General features: G+C 72.1%; 11 protein-coding genes and 1 pseudogene. 5 read left to right on the top strand and 7 right to left on the bottom strand.

From position 1 onward, the window contains the following. Positions 1 to 233 precede the first annotated feature (233 nt). Positions 234 to 4817 (top strand): glycoside hydrolase family 2 TIM barrel-domain containing protein, encoded by a 4584-nt coding sequence (locus tag ABZ070_RS26310; RefSeq protein ID WP_356637802.1) that lies wholly within the window; start codon positions 234 to 236, stop codon positions 4815 to 4817. A gap of 64 nt (positions 4818 to 4881) precedes the next feature. Here the strand turns inward: ABZ070_RS26310 and ABZ070_RS26305 are convergent, their stop codons facing one another. The 4 genes and pseudogenes from ABZ070_RS26305 to ABZ070_RS26290 all read right to left on the bottom strand — a co-directional run. Further along, positions 4882 to 5268 (bottom strand): VOC family protein, encoded by a 387-nt coding sequence (locus tag ABZ070_RS26305; protein WP_356637801.1) that lies wholly within the window; start codon positions 5266 to 5268, stop codon positions 4882 to 4884. A gap of 81 nt (positions 5269 to 5349) precedes the next feature. Next, the gene (locus tag ABZ070_RS26300; protein ID WP_356637800.1) at positions 5350 to 6588 is read right to left on the bottom strand and encodes a hypothetical protein; all 1239 of its coding nucleotides are present in this window, start codon (positions 6586 to 6588) and stop codon (positions 5350 to 5352) included. 46 nt (positions 6589 to 6634) lie between these two features. Then, positions 6635 to 7684 (bottom strand): LacI family DNA-binding transcriptional regulator, encoded by a 1050-nt coding sequence (locus tag ABZ070_RS26295; RefSeq protein ID WP_356637799.1) that lies wholly within the window; start codon positions 7682 to 7684, stop codon positions 6635 to 6637. Between the two features lie 122 nt (positions 7685 to 7806). Next, a pseudogene (locus tag ABZ070_RS26290) lies at positions 7807 to 8028 on the bottom strand (SAM-dependent methyltransferase); the annotation flags it as partial. A 129-nt stretch (positions 8029 to 8157) separates the two neighbouring features. On the opposite strand from ABZ070_RS26290, the gene ABZ070_RS26285 reads away from it, so the two are divergent. Beyond that, on the top strand, positions 8158 to 9792 hold the full coding sequence (locus ABZ070_RS26285; protein WP_356637798.1) for an FAD-dependent monooxygenase: 1635 nt from the start codon (positions 8158 to 8160) through the stop codon (positions 9790 to 9792). Positions 9793 to 9869: 77 nt separating this feature from the next. On the opposite strand, the gene ABZ070_RS26280 is transcribed toward ABZ070_RS26285, so the two are convergent. Beyond that, complete coding sequence (locus ABZ070_RS26280) at positions 9870 to 11021, bottom strand: S1 family peptidase (RefSeq protein ID WP_356637797.1); 1152 nt, start codon at positions 11019 to 11021, stop codon at positions 9870 to 9872. 286 nt (positions 11022 to 11307) lie between these two features. Between ABZ070_RS26280 and ABZ070_RS26275 the strand changes: the two genes are divergently transcribed. Both ABZ070_RS26275 and ABZ070_RS26270 read left to right on the top strand, forming a co-directional pair. Continuing rightward, complete coding sequence (locus tag ABZ070_RS26275; protein ID WP_356637796.1) at positions 11308 to 12999, top strand: serine/threonine-protein kinase; 1692 nt, start codon at positions 11308 to 11310, stop codon at positions 12997 to 12999. Further along, the gene (locus tag ABZ070_RS26270; protein ID WP_356637795.1) at positions 12996 to 13652 is read left to right on the top strand and encodes a hypothetical protein; all 657 of its coding nucleotides are present in this window, start codon (positions 12996 to 12998) and stop codon (positions 13650 to 13652) included. The genes ABZ070_RS26275 and ABZ070_RS26270 overlap by 4 nt, the downstream gene beginning before the upstream one ends. Positions 13653 to 13702: 50 nt before the next feature. Here ABZ070_RS26270 and ABZ070_RS26265 read toward each other — a convergent pair whose 3' ends face one another. Beyond that, positions 13703 to 14869: an FAD-dependent oxidoreductase gene (locus tag ABZ070_RS26265; RefSeq protein WP_356637794.1), complete on the bottom strand. Its 1167-nt coding sequence runs from the start codon at positions 14867 to 14869 to the stop codon at positions 13703 to 13705. Then, positions 14866 to 15186, bottom strand: a complete 321-nt coding sequence (locus tag ABZ070_RS26260) for a bifunctional 3-phenylpropionate/cinnamic acid dioxygenase ferredoxin subunit (protein WP_356637793.1) — start codon at positions 15184 to 15186, stop codon at positions 14866 to 14868. Before ABZ070_RS26260 ends, ABZ070_RS26265 begins: the two co-directional genes overlap by 4 nt. A gap of 231 nt (positions 15187 to 15417) precedes the next feature. Between ABZ070_RS26260 and ABZ070_RS26255 the strand changes: the two genes are divergently transcribed. Next, a complete protein-coding gene (locus ABZ070_RS26255; RefSeq protein WP_356637803.1) occupies positions 15418 to 16161 on the top strand; it encodes an IclR family transcriptional regulator in 744 nt (247 codons plus the stop codon). The last annotated feature ends 135 nt before the right edge of the window (positions 16162 to 16296 follow it).

The raw sequence follows: 16296 nt of genomic DNA, 5'->3' as shown, positions 1-16296 counted from the left end.
CCCCCCAGGTCATCCGTTCGACAGAGGGGACACAGTCATACCGGGCCCGGAGGCCAGCGGCCCCGTTGCAGGACCGCGAAAAACATAACGGGGGGAACGGGGCAGCAGGGCCGTACGAGCCAATCTCGCGCGCCTGCCGCCCGCACGCCGGGGCCACGCCGTCGGCGTTCGCTACTGTCCCCACCTGTTGATCTCCGGAGCGGTTCACGCCCTTGGAAGGGGTGGAGCAGCAGGTGCCCCGATCCAGCCGTTTTCCCCGTTTCAGTCGCGTTCTCCGGGGGCTCACCGTCCTCGCCGTCGCGATGGCGACGGCCGCACCCGCGCCCCTCGCCGCCGGGTCGGGCCAGAGACCGCCGGCGGACGTGTACCGGCTGCTGGAGGATCCGCAGGCGACCGGCATCGGCCAGGAGCCGCCGCACGCCCCGCTGACTCCGTACGCCGATGCCCGCGACGCGCTGGACGGCGAGAAGCCCACCGTGTGGACGGCGTCACTCGACGGCACGTGGAAGCTGCACATGTCCGAGCGGCCCGAGGACGTCCCTGAGGGCTTCGCCGCGGTGGGATACGACACCGGCGGCAGCGGCTGGCGCAGTGTGAGGGTGCCGCACACCTGGCAGACGGACGGCCTCGACCACCCCGTTTTCCGCAACATCCCCACCGAGATGTATCCCGACGCACCGCCGAAGGTGCCGCACGACATCAACCCCACGGGTGCCTACGTCCGCACCTTCGATCTCCCCGCGAGCTGGCAGCGGCGGCGTACCTTTCTGCGCTTCGAGGGTGTCACCAGCGGCTTTCTGGTGTGGGTGAACGGCGCGTACGTCGGCTACGACCAAGGCGGCTACACGCCCGCGGAATTCGACATCAGCGGGCATCTGCGCCCGGGCGGAAACACCGTCGCGCTGCAGGTGCACCGCTGGAGCGCGGGATCGCATCTCGAGGACTACGACCAGTGGCGATTCGCCGGCGTCTTCCGTTCGGTCGGTCTGTACTCCACCCCCGCGACCTATCTGCGCGACATCACGCTGAGGACGGATCTGGACGCCGCCCATCGTGACGCGCGGCTGACCGCCGAGATCGAAGTCGCCGCCAAGGGAGAGAAGGGCGAGGCGGTGGCCACGGGCACGCGTCGGGTCACCGCGGCGCTCCACGACCGCAGCGGCCGCCGGGTGACGACGATGTCCGGCTTCGTGGGCCCGGGCAAGGGCTCCGCCTCGGTCACCCTCACGGCCGACGTGGACGACCCCGCGAAGTGGACCGACGAGACGCCGAATCTGCACCGGCTCGTGGTGCGCCTCCACGGCCCGGACGGCAGGGTGACGCACACCACCGTCCAGCCGGTCGGGTTCCGCGAGATCGAGATCAGGGACAAGCAGCTCCTCGTCAACGGCGAACGGATCCTCGTCAAGGGCGTCAACCGCGCCGAGACCGATCCGCGGACCGGGCGCCATTCGACCCGCCGGCGCACCGCGTCCGACGTGGCCCTGATGAAGCGACTCAACATCAACTCGGTGCGCACCGCCCACTACCCGTCCGACCCCTACCTCTACGAGCTCGCCGACGAGCAGGGTCTGTGGATCGCCGACGAGGTGGAGGTCGAGACCCATCACCACGACCGCTGCCCGCACGACTGCCTTGCCGATCTCCCCGAGTGGCAGGCCGCGTTCATGGACCGGCTCACCGCCATGTACGAGCGGGACAAGAACCATCCGAGCGTCTTCCTGTGGGACACCGGCAACGAAGCCGGGCTGGGCAGGGCACATGACGCGATGGCCGCATTCCTCGAGCGCAACGATCCGTCCCGTCCGGTCTACCACCAGCCGAACACTCCGGACGGGGACGCCCCGTTCGCCGACGTCTGGGGCCCGCGCTATCCGTCACCGGCGACCCTCGAGGCGAAGGCCAAGGTCACCGAAAAGCCCGTCATCATGGGCGAATACGCGCACGCCATGGGCAACTCGCTCGGGAACTTCCGCGAGTTCTGGGACGTCGTGCGCGCCTATCCGCAGGTCCAGGGCGGCTACATCTGGGACTGGGCGGAGCAGAACATCGAGCAGCCGCTGATCACCACACCCGACTCCTCCGGCAACGGCATCTTGACCTTCCTGACCGGAAAGCCGGACCATGTCCCCGGGTACCGCGGCAAGGCCCTCGCGCTCTCCGGCCTTGACGACTTCGTGGAGGTGCACCGCGACCCCGCGCTCGACCGGGTCGCGGACGCCCTCACGGTGGACGCCTGGGTCCAACCGGCCGACTGGTCGGGCGACTTCACGATCGTCGCCAAGGGCAGCCACAGCTACGCGTTGCAGATGAGGGACCGGGACACGTTGGAGTTCGTCGTCCACGGCGGCGGCGCACGGCACATCGCGGCGGCGGACGTCCCCCGCGACTGGTACGGCAACTGGCACCGTGTCTCCGGCACGTTCGACGGCTCCGTGGTCCGGCTGTTCATCGACGGCGAGCAGGCGGCGAAGACCAGATGGAAGGGAACGGTCACCTACTCCGCCCAGCCGGTGAACATCGGCCGTGACCCGGAGAGCGACCAGGAGCACACCCGGGGCCGCATGGCTCACGGCACGGTCGACCAGGTCCGTGTCTACCACCAGGCCCTCACAGCGCGCCGTCTGGCAGACGACCCGGCGGCGGAGGCGGTCCTCGCCCTGGACTTCGACGAGCTCACCAGGGAGGGCGAGTACTACTCCTACGGCGCGGGCACCAGCGGCGTCGACGGTGTCGTCTCCGCGGACCGGACCGTGCAGCCCGAAGCACGGGCGATGGCGGCCGTCCACGCGCCCATCCGCATCTCGGACGCCGGCGCGAAGCAGGGCAGGATCGGTGTCCTCAACGAGCGTGCCTTCACCGGTACCGAGGACCTGCGGCTGCGGTGGAAGGTCGTCGAGGGGGCGAGGACGCTCGCCAGCGGCACCAGGAGCTTCCGGGTCGCCCCCGGAGAGAAGGCGCAGGTCCGGCTGCCGGTACCGGTGGCCAATCCGAAGGGCGCCGACCGGAGGCTGACCGTCGAGGCGGTGCAGGCGGTCGACACGGCCTGGGCCAACGCCGGACACGTGGTCGCCGTCGAGCAGTTCGAGGTCGGCGGCCGCCGGCTCGCGGGGGTGGTGCGGGCCGGCGCACCCGGCCCTGTGCGCACGGGCGGGGACGGCGACCTGCTCACGGTTTCGGGCGACGGCTTCTCCTACGCCTTCCGCCGGGACAGCGGCGAGCTGGTCTCCATGAAGTCCGGTGGACGCGAACTGCTCAGCGCCGGTCCGGGGCTGGATGTCTGGCGGCCGCCGGTCAGCAACGAGGTGTCTTCGGAGGACCGGCCGTGGCGCGCGGCAGGCCTGGACCGGCTGAGGACGGCGCCGGGGAGGGCGGAGATCGCGGTGGAGAAGGGGGCGGTCACCGTCACGGCCCCCGGCACGGTCGCCGCCCCGGGCGTCGCGGGCTCGTCGTTCCGGCAGGTCCTGCGGTACACCGTCACCGGCAGCGGGGAGCTGCGGATCGACCACCGGGTGGAGGCCCGGGGCCGCGCCCGCAAGGTGCCGTATCTGCCGCGGATCGGGCTGTCTCTGCGGATGCCGGACGAATTCGACGCCTTCACCTGGTACGGGCGCGGACCGCAGGAGAACTACAACGACCGCGTGGACGGCGCTCCCGTCGGCGTGTATGCGACCGACGTGGACGAGCAGTTCTCGGCGTACCACCAGCCGCAGGACTACGGGAACCACGAGGACGTGCGCTGGGCGTCGCTGTCGGACGGCCGGAGCGGTCTGATGGTGGCCGGGGACTTCTCGGCGAGCGTGACGCCGTACACCGATGTCGACCGGGCCGCGTATCCGTTCGCTCTGCGGAAGGACCCGGAGGGCAACACCCTGCACCTGGATCACGCGGTGAGCGGTGTGAGCGAGACGTTCCACACCGTGCTGCCCGCGTACCAGGTGGAGCCCGACCGGGAGTACGCCTACACATTGCGGCTGCGCCCCCTGACCGGCGCGGAGGCGCGGACGGGCATCCCGCGCGGGCCGGTGGTGTGCACGCCGGACGTGGCACTGACGGCGGCGGAAGCCGGGCTGGCGGCGGGCGATTCCACCCGGGCGACGCTGACGGTCACCAACAGCTGCGACACCCCTCTGCGGGCCGTCGCCGCGGCGCTCGATCTGCCCGCTGGATGGACCGCGGCGGACCGGTCGCCGAAGCTCGGCGATCTCGAGCCGGGCCGGACCGTATCGGTGGACACCGTGATCACACGGGGTGCGGGCAGTTCCGACGGCTGGCGGCCGGTCGTCGCACAGGTGTCCGCCACCTCCGTGGACGGTGCGAGGGTCGGCGGCGAGGGCGTGGCCGATCTCGAGGGCACCCCGCCCCGGCCGACCGGCGACGTGTCGGTGTCGGCGCTGGACTTCGTCGCCGAGGACAACGGCTGGGGTCCGGTCGAACGGGACACCGCCAATGGCGAGTCGCTTCCCGGTGACGGCGGCTGGCTCTCTCTCGGCGGCACAACGTACGAACGCGGCCTGGGGGTGCATGCCCTCTCGACGGTGGAGGTCCACCTGGGCGGCAACTGCTCGACGTTCACCGCCGATGTCGGCGTGGACGACGAGATGGGCGGCCGCGGCAGTGTCGTTTTCGAGGTGTACGCCGACACGAGGCCCGTCCATGTGACCGACGTGCTCAGGGGCGACAACGCGGCCGTGCACGTGCGGGCGTCCGTCGCCGGTGCGCAGCGGCTCCGTCTGCGGGTGACGGACGGCGGCGACGGCACCGCGCACGACCACGCCGACTGGGCGGCGGCCCGCCTGCGGTGTCGGGCGGGATGAGCGCCGGGGTCGGGAGGGCGGCTCGGGACTCGGGCGGGTTCGAGTGGTCCGGCCGTGGCAGGGTCTACTGGTCGACGTCCTGCGGATACCAGCGCAGCTCGACGGTGTTGCCGTCGGGATCCTGCACGTAGACCGACTGGGCGTTTCCGCGGGCTCCGTAACGGTCGACCGGCCCTTCCAGGACGGTGAAGGTCCCCGAGTCGATGACTTCCTGCCAGTCCAACGGGTCGACGACCAGGCAGATGTGGTCGACGTTGGACTCGCCGCGGGGTCGGCCGACGAAGTCGATGATCGTAGCGGGGGTGATCCGCACGGAAGGGAACGGCGCCTTGCCGGCCCGCCATTCGTCGACGCGAACGGGCTCGAGACCGAGCAGTCCGCAGTAGAACTCCAGGGCGCGCTCCACGTCCTGGACATTGAGCACCAAGTGGTCGAAGTCCTTCACCCGCATGGTTCGGTCCTCCCCTGTTCACATGTGATCCGGACAAGATCATCACCGAACGGACCGACGCCCGCAAGGCCTCGTCCGCTCTTACGGCGTCGACGGCGCCGTTGACGCGCGATGGTCGTGGAGCTGCTCCAGGCGACGCTGAAGCAGCTGCAGCGCGCCGCGCTGGCGGCCCGGTACACGTCGGCGCAACGCGACCAGTCCGGGGGCGAGTTGACGGGCCCGGCCGGCGTCCCGGATCTGCTCCCACTGATGGTGGGCGCGGTCCACGGCCGCCTCCACGTCCGGATCGTCCACGGCCTGCTGCCGCCCCAGGCGGACGTCGGCGGCGGTCATCCACAACTCGCAGCTGCGCGCCGGTTCCTGGGCGAGGCGCGCGAGATCCGCCCGTACCTCCAGCCAGTGCAGGGCCTGTGGCGAGCCTGGGCCGTGGGCGCGCAGCGCCTCGTTCTCGCGCGCGGCGGCGGCCGCCGCGGCCTCCGCGTGGCGCCCCGCCGCCGCGGCGGCGAGTATCGCCGGATGCGGATCACCCCCGTCGGTCGGCGGCGCGGTGGCAGCGGCGATCAACGGCGCGGTGCGCGATGCGTCCACCGGTCCCGGCCCGGACACGCGCCTGTCTCCTCGCGGGTGCGCGGCAGCGGTAATCGTTTCCGGGCCTGCCGCGAACACCAGTGCACCGTCGGTGCCTGCCTGTATGACCGCTTGTTCGTGCAGCTGCGGAAGCGCCGGCCGCGCTCCGCTGCGCCAGATGGCCGCCATCGCCTTCAGGTAGAGGGGGGTCGCGACGGTACGGCGACCGGGGGCGGGCGCGATCCTTCCGTACGTCTCCGTTCCGGGACCGAGGTCCGTGAGGCCGCCGGTCACCTGCCGCCAGGCTTCCGGGTCGGCGACGAGATCCAGGACCACCGTGGTGGTGCCCGGGCGCCTGGCCTTGATCTCACCGGCCAGCCAGTGCCAGGGCAGGGCGGTGTAGCGCAGGGTCGTCTGCGCCGTACGGCCGAGGGCGAGGTGCAGCAGCCGCTGCTTGCGGTCCACGTGCAACTGCCCGGCAAGATACAGGTGCAGCGGGCCCGGCGCTGCGGCCGCGGCGCGGATGCGGGTGAGGACGGTCTGGGGGTCCAGCGGATCCGCGAGCTCGATCACCGTGGCCGCGGCGGCGCCTGCCGTACCGGCGAGGACGTCCGCCGGGACGGCCGCGAGTGCGGGCAGCGCGGACGCGGCGTCGATGAGACGGCCCTTGCCCGTGGGAGCGGCTGCGAGGAGCAGCGCGGTCCCGGGTGCCGTATTCTCCCGGTTCCCCCGGTTCTCCCCTGTGATCACCACATCAGCACCGTACCCGGTCCCGTGCCCCGGACAGGGCCGAGTGGGTTCAACGGATGCGTGCGGGACCGGTATGTGACGTGATCGGACCGGGGCGGGTGGTCGACTCCCGTACGACGAGCCGGTAGCCGGGACGCCGGCGTCGCGGTTCGTGCTCCGCGGCACCGGCGAGACGTTCGACAAGGCTGTCGACGGCGAGGCGGGCGATGGCCTCCTTGTCCGGCGAGATGGTGGTCAGCGTGGTGGCGCCGTACCGGCCCTCCTCGATGTCGTCGAATCCGACGACAGCGACGTCGCCGGGCACGGTCAGGCCGCGTTCGGTGAGGGTGCGCATCGCACCGATGGCGATCAGGTCGTTGTAGGCGAAGACGGCGTCCGGCCGTTCCCCGCGGTCGAGCAGGGCGGCCATCGCGGCGGCGCCGTCCTCACGTCCGTAGCCCTCGGTGACGACCACCAGCGCCTCGTCGGCCTCCAGTTCCGCGGCGGCGTGCTCCTCGCGCCAGCCTCGCAGCCGAAGATGCGCGGGCTGGCGCTCGCGCCCGGTGCGCGAGCCGAGGAAGGCGATGCGGCGGTGGCCCAGGTCGATGAGGTGGCGGACCGCCTCGCGGGCCGCGGCCACGTTGTCGATGGCGATGTGGTCGTAGGGCGCCTCGTACTCCCGCTCCCCCAGCAGCACCAGCGGCGCGCTGTCCGTGCGGGCGATGAGGTCCTCGGTCTCGACGTGGATGGGGCTGAGAATGAGTCCGTCGATGACGTGGGCCCGGAAGCCCTGGCAGACCAGGAGCTCCTTCTCCCGCAGGCCGGCGGTGTGGTCCACCAGGACGGTGTAGTCGTGTCGGGCGGCCGCGTCGACGACGGCGCCCGCGAGTTCGGCGAAGTACGGGTTGCCGAACTCGGGTACGGCGAGGGCGATGATGCCCGTACGGCCCTTGCGCAGATGACGGGCGGTGAGATTGGGGCGGTAGCCGAGCTCGTCGATCGCAGCCTGCACCTTGGCACGCATCCGGGGCGTGACATGCGGGTAGTTGTTGACGACGTTCGACACGGTCTTGACGGACACGCCCGCCAGAGCGGCAACGTCCTTGAGGCTGACGCCCACGGCACTCCTCGACTCGACGTGACTCGGATCAGCTCGATCGGCCCGACCCGCACGGTCAGCCTGCGACCGCATTCCGGGTCACGGCAAGCAGCAGAAGGCCACAACGGGCCGCCGCGCGCACGTCAGCCGACCGGGACAAGAGTGAGGCAGGCAAGCCCGAGCACACTACGGTAGTGCGTCCAGACCGCGCGGTGCCGGTCGGCCCGGTCCCGGGTCTCGGCGGCCCTGGGGTGGTCGCCGTGGCTCGCCGGCCACACCCCCACGTCCGCGAGGTATCCGGATTCGAACTCCTCCCACTCGTCCTCGCCTGCCGTCTCGACCCACTCGCCACGGAAGTCGGCCGAGTCGTCGCGACGGGGAGAGACGCCCCGCGGCGCCCTCGCAGGAGTCGCCGGACGTCGGCGGCGGGGTCACGATGACAGGAGGGGGTGACGGCGGCCGGCGGGCAGGGGGCTCTTCGACGGGAGATGCCAATGATGCACACGGATGTGCTGGTCGTGGGCGCGGGCCCGGTCGGACTGACCGCGGCGGTGGAGCTGCGCAGACATGGCGTCGGGTGCCGGATCATCGACCGGCTGCCGGCCCGTCTGCCGTACGCGAAGGCCGTCGGCATCCAGCCCAGGACCTTCGAGATCTGGGACCGGATGGGCGTGGCCCGTGCGGCCTCGGCCGCCGCGGCGCCGATGCACGGCCAGTTGATCTACGTCAACGGCGTGGACCAAGGGCGTATCGACCTGAAACTGCCGCCGGACATCCCGTACGGCTTCGCCGCACTGCCTCAGTACGAGACGGAACGGATCCTCGAGGAACACCTCGCCCGCTGGGACACCCGGATCGAGCGGAGCACGGAACTGGTGTCGTTCGAGCAGGACGCGGGTGGGGTGTGGAGCAGGATCATCACGCCGTCCGGCGCCGAGGAAGAGCTGAGGTCGCGCTTCCTGGTGGGCTGCGACGGGGCGCACAGCATCGTCCGCAAGTCGCTGGGGCTCTCTTTCGAGGGCGGTGCGTTCCCCGAGGAGTACATGCTCGCCGATGTCGAGGTGGACTGGGGACTGCCGACGGGCTACGGCGTGCGGTCCCTGCACCAGAGCGACGGTGCCACGGACGACATCCTGGTGTGCATCCCGTTGCCAGGACGGTCCCGCTACCGCATGTCGATGCTGGTCCCACCGGAGTTGTCGGTGAAGGCAGAGCAGGAGGCCGACGGCGTGGCGCACGGCCTGGAAGGCGGCCGCGCCCCGGGCCTGGAGCACATCCAGGCCACCCTGGACCGGCTGTCGCCCGAGCCCACCACCGCCTCCGCGCTGCGCTGGTCCTCCGTCTTCCGCATCAGCCACCGTCTGGTGGACCGCTACGGGCACGACCGGGTGTTCGTGGCGGGCGACGCCGCGCACATCCATCCGCCGACCGGCGCCCAGGGCATGAACACCGGTGTCCAGGACGCCTACAACCTGGCGTGGAAGCTGGCTCTCGCCGTGGCGGGAACCGCGCACCCGCGGCTGCTCGAGAGCTACGACGCCGAGCGCCGGCCCGTCGGCGAGGAAGTGGTGGGCCGCACCGTGCGGCATGCCACCGCGGGCGGCGTGCAGGCCGACCCCGACGATCCGGAAACACTCATGATGCGGGAGGCCCAACTGCTGGTCGCCTACCCCGACAGTCCCGTCGTCGGGGCCCGTGCCCCGGAGCACAACGGACCGGACGCCGGCGACCGGGCGCCCGACTGCGGCGGACTCGTCGGACCGATCGCCACGTTCCCCGTGCGGCTGTTCGACCTGTTGCGCGGGTGCGACGGTCACGTGCTGCTGCTGTACGCGGACGACGACCGCGCGTTGCGGCACGTAGGCGAACTGGCTGTCACGGCCGGTGAGCTGACGCGCGGACAAGTGGAGTGCCATCTTGTTCTCCACCCCGACGTGCCGGCCGACCCGAGTGGCGACGGCACGGGCGTGCAGGCGTGGCGGGACAGCCGTGGCGAGTTCCGGCGCTTGTACCGCGTGCAGGGCCCGGCCGGGTTCGTGATCCGTCCGGACGGCTACGTGGGGCTGCGCCACGGCGAGGCCCAGGGCACGGAGTTGGCGGAGTACTTCGGCCGGGTTCTGCGGACCTGAGCCCCCCGGGTAGCGGTCGGACGCCGTGCGTACGAACGGCCTCCGACCGGTGGTGGCGGTGGTGGAAGTGCTGTGTTTCAGGCCGTGTGGAGACGAAGGCCGTAACGACCGAGGATCTCGTTGACCGGCTGGTGCCATGTCTGACCGCCGCCGCTGCAGTTGCCCCAGCCGCCCGAGGTCACGCCCTGCGCCTGGTCACCGCTGATGAACGAGCCGCCCGAGTCTCCGGGCTCGGCGCACACGCTCGTCTTGGTCATCTGATGGACCGCGCCCTGGCTGTAGTTGACGGTCTCGTTCTTGGCGAGGACGTTGCCGCAGTGCCAGTGCGTGGTGGAGCCCGAGCGGCAGATCGACGCGCCGATCGGGGCTTCCGCCGAGCCTCGGACCAGCTGGTCGGGGACGGTTCCCCAGCCGAGGACCACGGGAACGGTCCACCAGCCGCTGCCGACGCTCACCCAGGCGTAGTCGTTGCCGGGGAACGACGACCCCTGGAAGGTGCCGATGTGTGAGCCGTCCCAGCCGCGGACCGCCGCGCCCGTCCCGCCGCAGTGCCCGGCGGTGACGAAGCCGCCGTGCACGGAGAAGCCGATGGAGCAGCGGACGTTGCCGGTGTAGTAGGGGTCGCCGCCGACGGTTCCGGCCGCGAAGGGAGCCGGAGCCCCGGTGGTCTCCTCGACCGCGATCGGACCGGCCGCCCGCGCTCGGTCCAGGAACTCCTGGACATCGTTGTCACGCCGTTCGGAGGCGACCACGTTCACGACGACCCGGCTTGCCTTCGGGTCGACATGCCAACTGCTCACCCCGGCGGGGGCCTTCAGGCCGTCGATCTCACGCTTGACCGAGTCGAGGTGCCGTGCACTGTGCGGCACCAGCGTGACCCCGGCGCCCGTTGCCCGTACGGCATCGGCCTTGCCGGCGTCAGTGAGGGCCACGGTCAGTCTGGCCGTCTTCACGTCGAACCAGGAGCCACCGTAGGCCGGTCCGGCGGCGCGCCGGGCCTTGTCTTCGACGGCGGTCGCGGTCTTCTCCGCGGCGAGGCGGGCGGCGGCCTGCTCCGCGCCGAGTCCGAGGTCTCGCTGCATCGCGGCGAGCAGGCCCGGGGAGAGCTGCGGCTCCGCGGCGGAGCCCGGTTCGGGCGCTGCGGAGGCCGGGCCGGTGCCGACGCCGGCCCAGGCACCGAGGAGGAGGAGTGCGGACAGGCCCGTGCGTATGACTGTCATGCGTCTCAAGGCGTTGACCTTTCGGTTGTTCCAGCGAGGTGGGGGCGGAACAAGCGCACGTTCTGAGAGCGCTCTCAGCAGCGCTCGGCCGGAGCGTATCCGAAAGTTTCGAGCAGGTCCATGCCAAGCACAGCCCAGGGGCGAGCCGGACGGCTCCGGGGCGGGAACCGGGCGTGAGGAAAATGTGTCTGTGAGGAGGACAGCACGTGGGCTACCGTGCCGGACCGCCCGGACGGCGCGACGGCACGGCGTAAAGGGGAACCGCCGCACCGCGGCTCCCAGGCGTGGGGGCGTTATGAACGCGTGGACCGTGCCCGGATACACGGAGTCCCGGGAGCTCGGGTCCGGCGGCTGCGGGCGTGTCGTCCTGGCCGTCCACGAGGCCACCGGCATCCCGGTGGCGGTGAAGTACCTCAGCGAGAGACTGCGCGCGGACACCGGTTTCGTACGCGAGTTCCGGGCGGAGGCCCAGCTGCTCGGTGGCCTCGAATCACCTTTTGTGGTGCGTCTCTACGAGTACGTGGAGGCACCGCAGGGCGCCGCCATCGTGATGGAGGTCGTCGACGGCGTCGCGTTGCGCGCCCTGCTGCAGCGGGAGGGCGCAACCGGCCCGGAGGCGGCGCTCGTGGTGCTGAAGGGCTCCCTGCTGGGACTGGCCGCCGCCCATGGAGCGGGTGTGGTGCACCGCGACTACAAGCCGGAGAACGTCCTGGTCGCGGCGGACGGCTCGTCCAAGCTCGTCGACTTCGGCATCGCCGCGCGCCGCGGCACCACGCCCCACGTCGCGGGCACCCCCGCGTACATGGCCCCGGAGCAGTGGACCGGCGAGCCCGCCTCACCGGCGGCCGACGTCTACGCGGCGACGGTCACGTTCTACGAGTGCCTGACCGGCCACAAGCCGTACCGCGGCGAGAACTTCGCCGAGCTCGCGCTGCAGCACATCGGCGCGCCGATCCCGGAGGGTGACGCTCCGGAAGCCGTACGGCCGCTCATCCGGCGCGGGCTCGCCAAGTCGCCCGCGGACCGTCCCGAGCACGCGGCGGCTTTCGTGTCCGAGCTGGAGGAGATCGCCCGAGCGGCATACGGCCCGGACTGGGAGGCGCGCGGTCAGCGCAGGCTGGCGGCACTGGCCGCGTTGCTGCCGCTGCTGTTCCCGTCGGGGGGCCCGGCCGCGGGGACCGACCGCGCCACGACCGCGATCGGCTCCGGCACGGGTCCCGGCGGCGCCGGTGCGGGTGTCGGCTCCGGCATCGGCTCCGGTATCGGCTCCGGTATCGGCTCCGGCGGATGGCTGCCCCCGGCGATGCGCAAGGTGCTGGCGGGTGCGGCAGCGCTGGCCGTGGCCGCGCTGATCGCCGTCTCGGCGCGGGCCGGTGAGGCCCCCTCGCCCAGGGCGACGGCTCAGGCCGTCGCCACCACCAGCGCGCTGCCCGACGACGAGGGCGCTGCGTCGCCGGACGCGGGCGGCCTCCCGGGCCCTACCGCGTCGGCCGGTTCGCCGACCGGTCCAGCCATCGAGGCACCCCCGTCCGCCTCCGCGAGCACGACCACCGGACCGGCCGCTCCCCCGCCGTCGACGCCGTCCGCCCCGCCCTCCCCGACCGTTTCCGTCGAACCCTCCACGGAAGCGGGCACCAGCCCGCCCCCGACCCTCGCTCCAGTGCGGGTGAAGTCCGTCGCCGTCACCGCCTTCCGGCAGACCGGAACGGCGACCGCCACGGCTTCCGTCGACGTCGCCACGGACGGAGCGGGGCCGGTGAGGATCGTCGTCTCATGGTTCACCGGCAACACCAAGGGCGAACCGGGGGTCGTCGAGAGCACGCAGTCGTTCGAGCGGAGCGGCTCGACGCAGTACACGCTCTCCCTCGACCACACCTTCCAGGGCAAGGGCTGTTACTGGAGCGTGCAGGCGACGACGGATCCGGCCGCCGCGAACGGCTCGTCCACCCAGCAGCTCCTCACGAGACGGGGGTGCCCGGTCCGGTGAACGAGCGACGCGTTCCTGCGGGTGGCGCCGACGACGAGTACAGCGCAACCGAGTTGGCGAGCCACTGGTTCGAACGGCCGGGCGAGAACACGGAGTCGGACCCGGACCGGGCCGCGGCCCCGGACCGCGTCGAGGGTGATGTGCTGCGCTTCGGTCCCGGCGTGACCGCCTTCGTGCGGCAGCGCGGCAGCGGCACCACGGCTGTCGACCTGTGGTCCGGGACGTCCGCCAGTCCGCCTGCCGGGACCGACGGCGGTCGCCGGCGACGCGGCCTGCGCCGCTACGCGCTGGCGGCCGCGGTGCTGGCGGCGGTGCTTGGCTTCCTCGCCTGGCAGCGCTACGGCCCCGCGGTGGCCGTGCGGGAGGTGAGGGTGACGACGTCTCCCGCGGGGCCGGGCTGCGACGGCACCGCGGATGTCGTGGGCGTCGTGCGGACCGACGGGCGGCCCGGCACGCTCACCTACTACTGGGTGCGCAGCGACGGCACCAGCTCGGGACCGCTGAGGGAGAGGGTGGCGCGAGGACAGAAGCAGGCGCGCCTCCATCTGCTGTGGACCTTCCACGGGCGGGGCGAGTACCGGGCCGGGGCGGAGCTGTGGGTCACCTCTCCGTCCCGGCACACGGCGAGCGCCCACTTCATGTACCGGTGCTGACCGTCCCGCACACGGCGCCGACGAGCTCGTGAAGGCCGACGGGCAAGACGTCAGGCGGCCGGCGCCGGCTGGGCGGCGCGGGCGAGTTCGCGGCGGACCCGCATGAAGGAGCGGGGCCGGTCGACGGCGAGTACCGCCGTGGTACGCCCGCCCCGCTCGTACAACCCGAGGAAGCTGCCCTCGTCCGTGGATCCTTCGGCGACCCGTACGGTGTCCGACTCGCGCCTTCGCCCCGCGAACTGGATACGCGCCCCGTACTGGTCCGACCAGAAGTAGGGCAGCCGGCGTACGTGCTCGACGGTGCGCCCGGCCAGCAGGTTGCGCACGGCGACGGCCGGCTGTTCGGTCGCGCTGGTCCAGTGCTCGGAGCGCACCGCGCCCACCCGGGCGACGTCCCCCACGGCCACGACCTGCGGCAGTGCGGTGGCGCAGCCGTCGTCGCAGAGGACGCCGTTGTCGACCGGCAGCGTGGAGCCCGCGAGCCAGCCGGTGTTGGGTACGGCTCCGATGCCGACGACGACGAGGTCTGCGGGCAGTACGCGGCCGTCGGCGAGTTCGACCGCGATGACGGCGCTTCGGCCGTGCAGCCGGGCCACCCCCACGCCGGTGACGAGTTCCGTGCCGCCGCGCAGGTGCAGCGCGGCGCAGACGGCGGCCATGTCGTGTCCCAGTTGTGGGACGAGCGGGAGGGGGGCGGCCTCCACGACGGTGACCTCGTGTCCGAGCGAGGCGCACGCGGACGCGGTCTCGGCACCGATGAATCCGCCGCCGATGACGACGACCCGTCGCGAGCCGCCGCTCAGGGCGGCGCGCAGGGCCGTCGCGTCGTCGAGCGTACGCAGCGGGTGAACGCCGGTGAGGCCGTCGTCGCCGGGCAGTCTGCGGGCAGAGGCACCTGTGGCGATCACGATGCCGTCGGTGGCGACGGTTCGGCCGTCGTCCAGCAGGAGGGTGCGGCCCCGCGCGTCGAGCCCACGGGCTCGCGTGGCGAGCAGCCACTCCGCGGCGAGTTCCGTCTCCTCCTCGGCGTCGGCGAGGGAGAGGTGCGCCTCGTCCACCCGTCCGGTGAGGAAGTCCTTGGACAGCGGCGGGCGGTCGTAGGGGCGGTGCCGTTCCTCGCCCACGATCACGAGCCGCCCGTCGAACCCCTGGGCGCGCAGCGCGCGGGCCGCGTACAGCCCGGCGAGCGAGGCGCCGACGACGGTGACGGTTCTCATGCGGCGGTGTCCTCCTGCGCGCCCGGGCTGACGTGGACGAATCCGTCGACGACGACCACTTGGTGGGTGCGGACGGGGCGCCGGGCGGGCAGGCAGGTGGGCTGCCCGGTGCGGAGGTCGAATGAGGCGGCATGGAGTGGGCATTCGACCAGGCAGCCTTCGAGCCATCCCTCGGAGAGGGACGCGTCCTGGTGGCTGCAGGTGTCGTCGATGGCGTACAGCTCGCCGTCGGCGTTGAACACCGCGATGGGCGGTGTCGTGTCGATGCGGACGGATTCGCCCGCAGGGAGGTCTTCAAGGCGGCAGACGGGAATCACGGGCCCCCCTCGGTCCAGGACTCTTCGGTAACATGAGGTTTCGTATGGCGCATGAGGGAGCGCTATGCGCAACAGAATCCGGTCGGGATGCGGGCCGCGTCAAGGGCTTCCCGAAGATGCGCTCCCAATGGACCGCAAGATGGTGAGAGTTGAACTATGACCCGCGAGCAGACGAAGGCCGATCACGCCGAGGACACACAGGAACGGATCCCGAAGGGCGGGGCCGGGGCCATCCAGTCCGTGGACCGCGCCGTCAGCGTGCTGGAGATCCTCGCGCGGCACGGCGAGGCCGGCGTCACCGACATCGCCGACGAGCTGGAAGTGCACAAGTCCACCGCGTTCCGGCTGCTCGGAGTGCTGGAGAACCGCGGACTCGTGTCGCAGGCCCAGGACCGCGGGAAGTACTTCCTGGGGGCGGGCGTGCTGCGCCTCGCGGGGGCGGCGGCAGTGCGCCTGGACATCTCGCAGGAGGGCGCGCCGGTCTGCCGGGAGCTCGCCGACGAGCTCGGCGAGACGGTGAACATCGCCGTGCTGGACGACGATGCCGCGGTCAACGTCATGCAGGCCCGCGGCCCTTCGTCCGTCACCGCGCAGAACTGGCTCGGCAGACGGACTCCGCTGCACGCGACCTCCAGCGGCAAGGTACTGCTGGCGCATCTTCCGGCGCCCCTGCGCGAGGGCCTGCTGGCCCGGTCGCTGCCGCGGTTCACCGAGCACACGCTGACCAGCGCCGGGTTGCTGCGCAGCGAGCTGGAGGCGGTCGTGGGGCAGGGGTTCGCTCTCGCGGCGGAAGAGCTGGAGCTCGGTCTGCACGCCGCCGCCGCGCCGGTGCGCGCGCACGACGGCAAGGTGATCGGCGCCCTCAGCGTCTCGGGCCCCGCGTACCGGTTGGCGCGTGAGCGGCTGCCCGAGCTCGCGGCGCGTACCGTCGTGGCGGCCGACGAGCTGTCCCGGCGGATGGGTTACGGCATCTGAGCCACGCCGCACAGCGTCACTCACTCTCGAGGCGGGGGCGGGGCACCCCGCCCCCCCGGGGGTTTATGCGGGGGCGTGGTGGGGCGGAGACGGGTGTGGGGGCCGGGTGCGGGGCGACCGGGGGGGGGGGGTGCG

Source organism: Streptomyces sp. NPDC006283 (genome assembly GCF_040613325.1).
Classification (GTDB): domain Bacteria; phylum Actinomycetota; class Actinomycetes; order Streptomycetales; family Streptomycetaceae; genus Streptomyces.
This window is presented reverse-complemented; position numbering and strand designations above follow the sequence as displayed.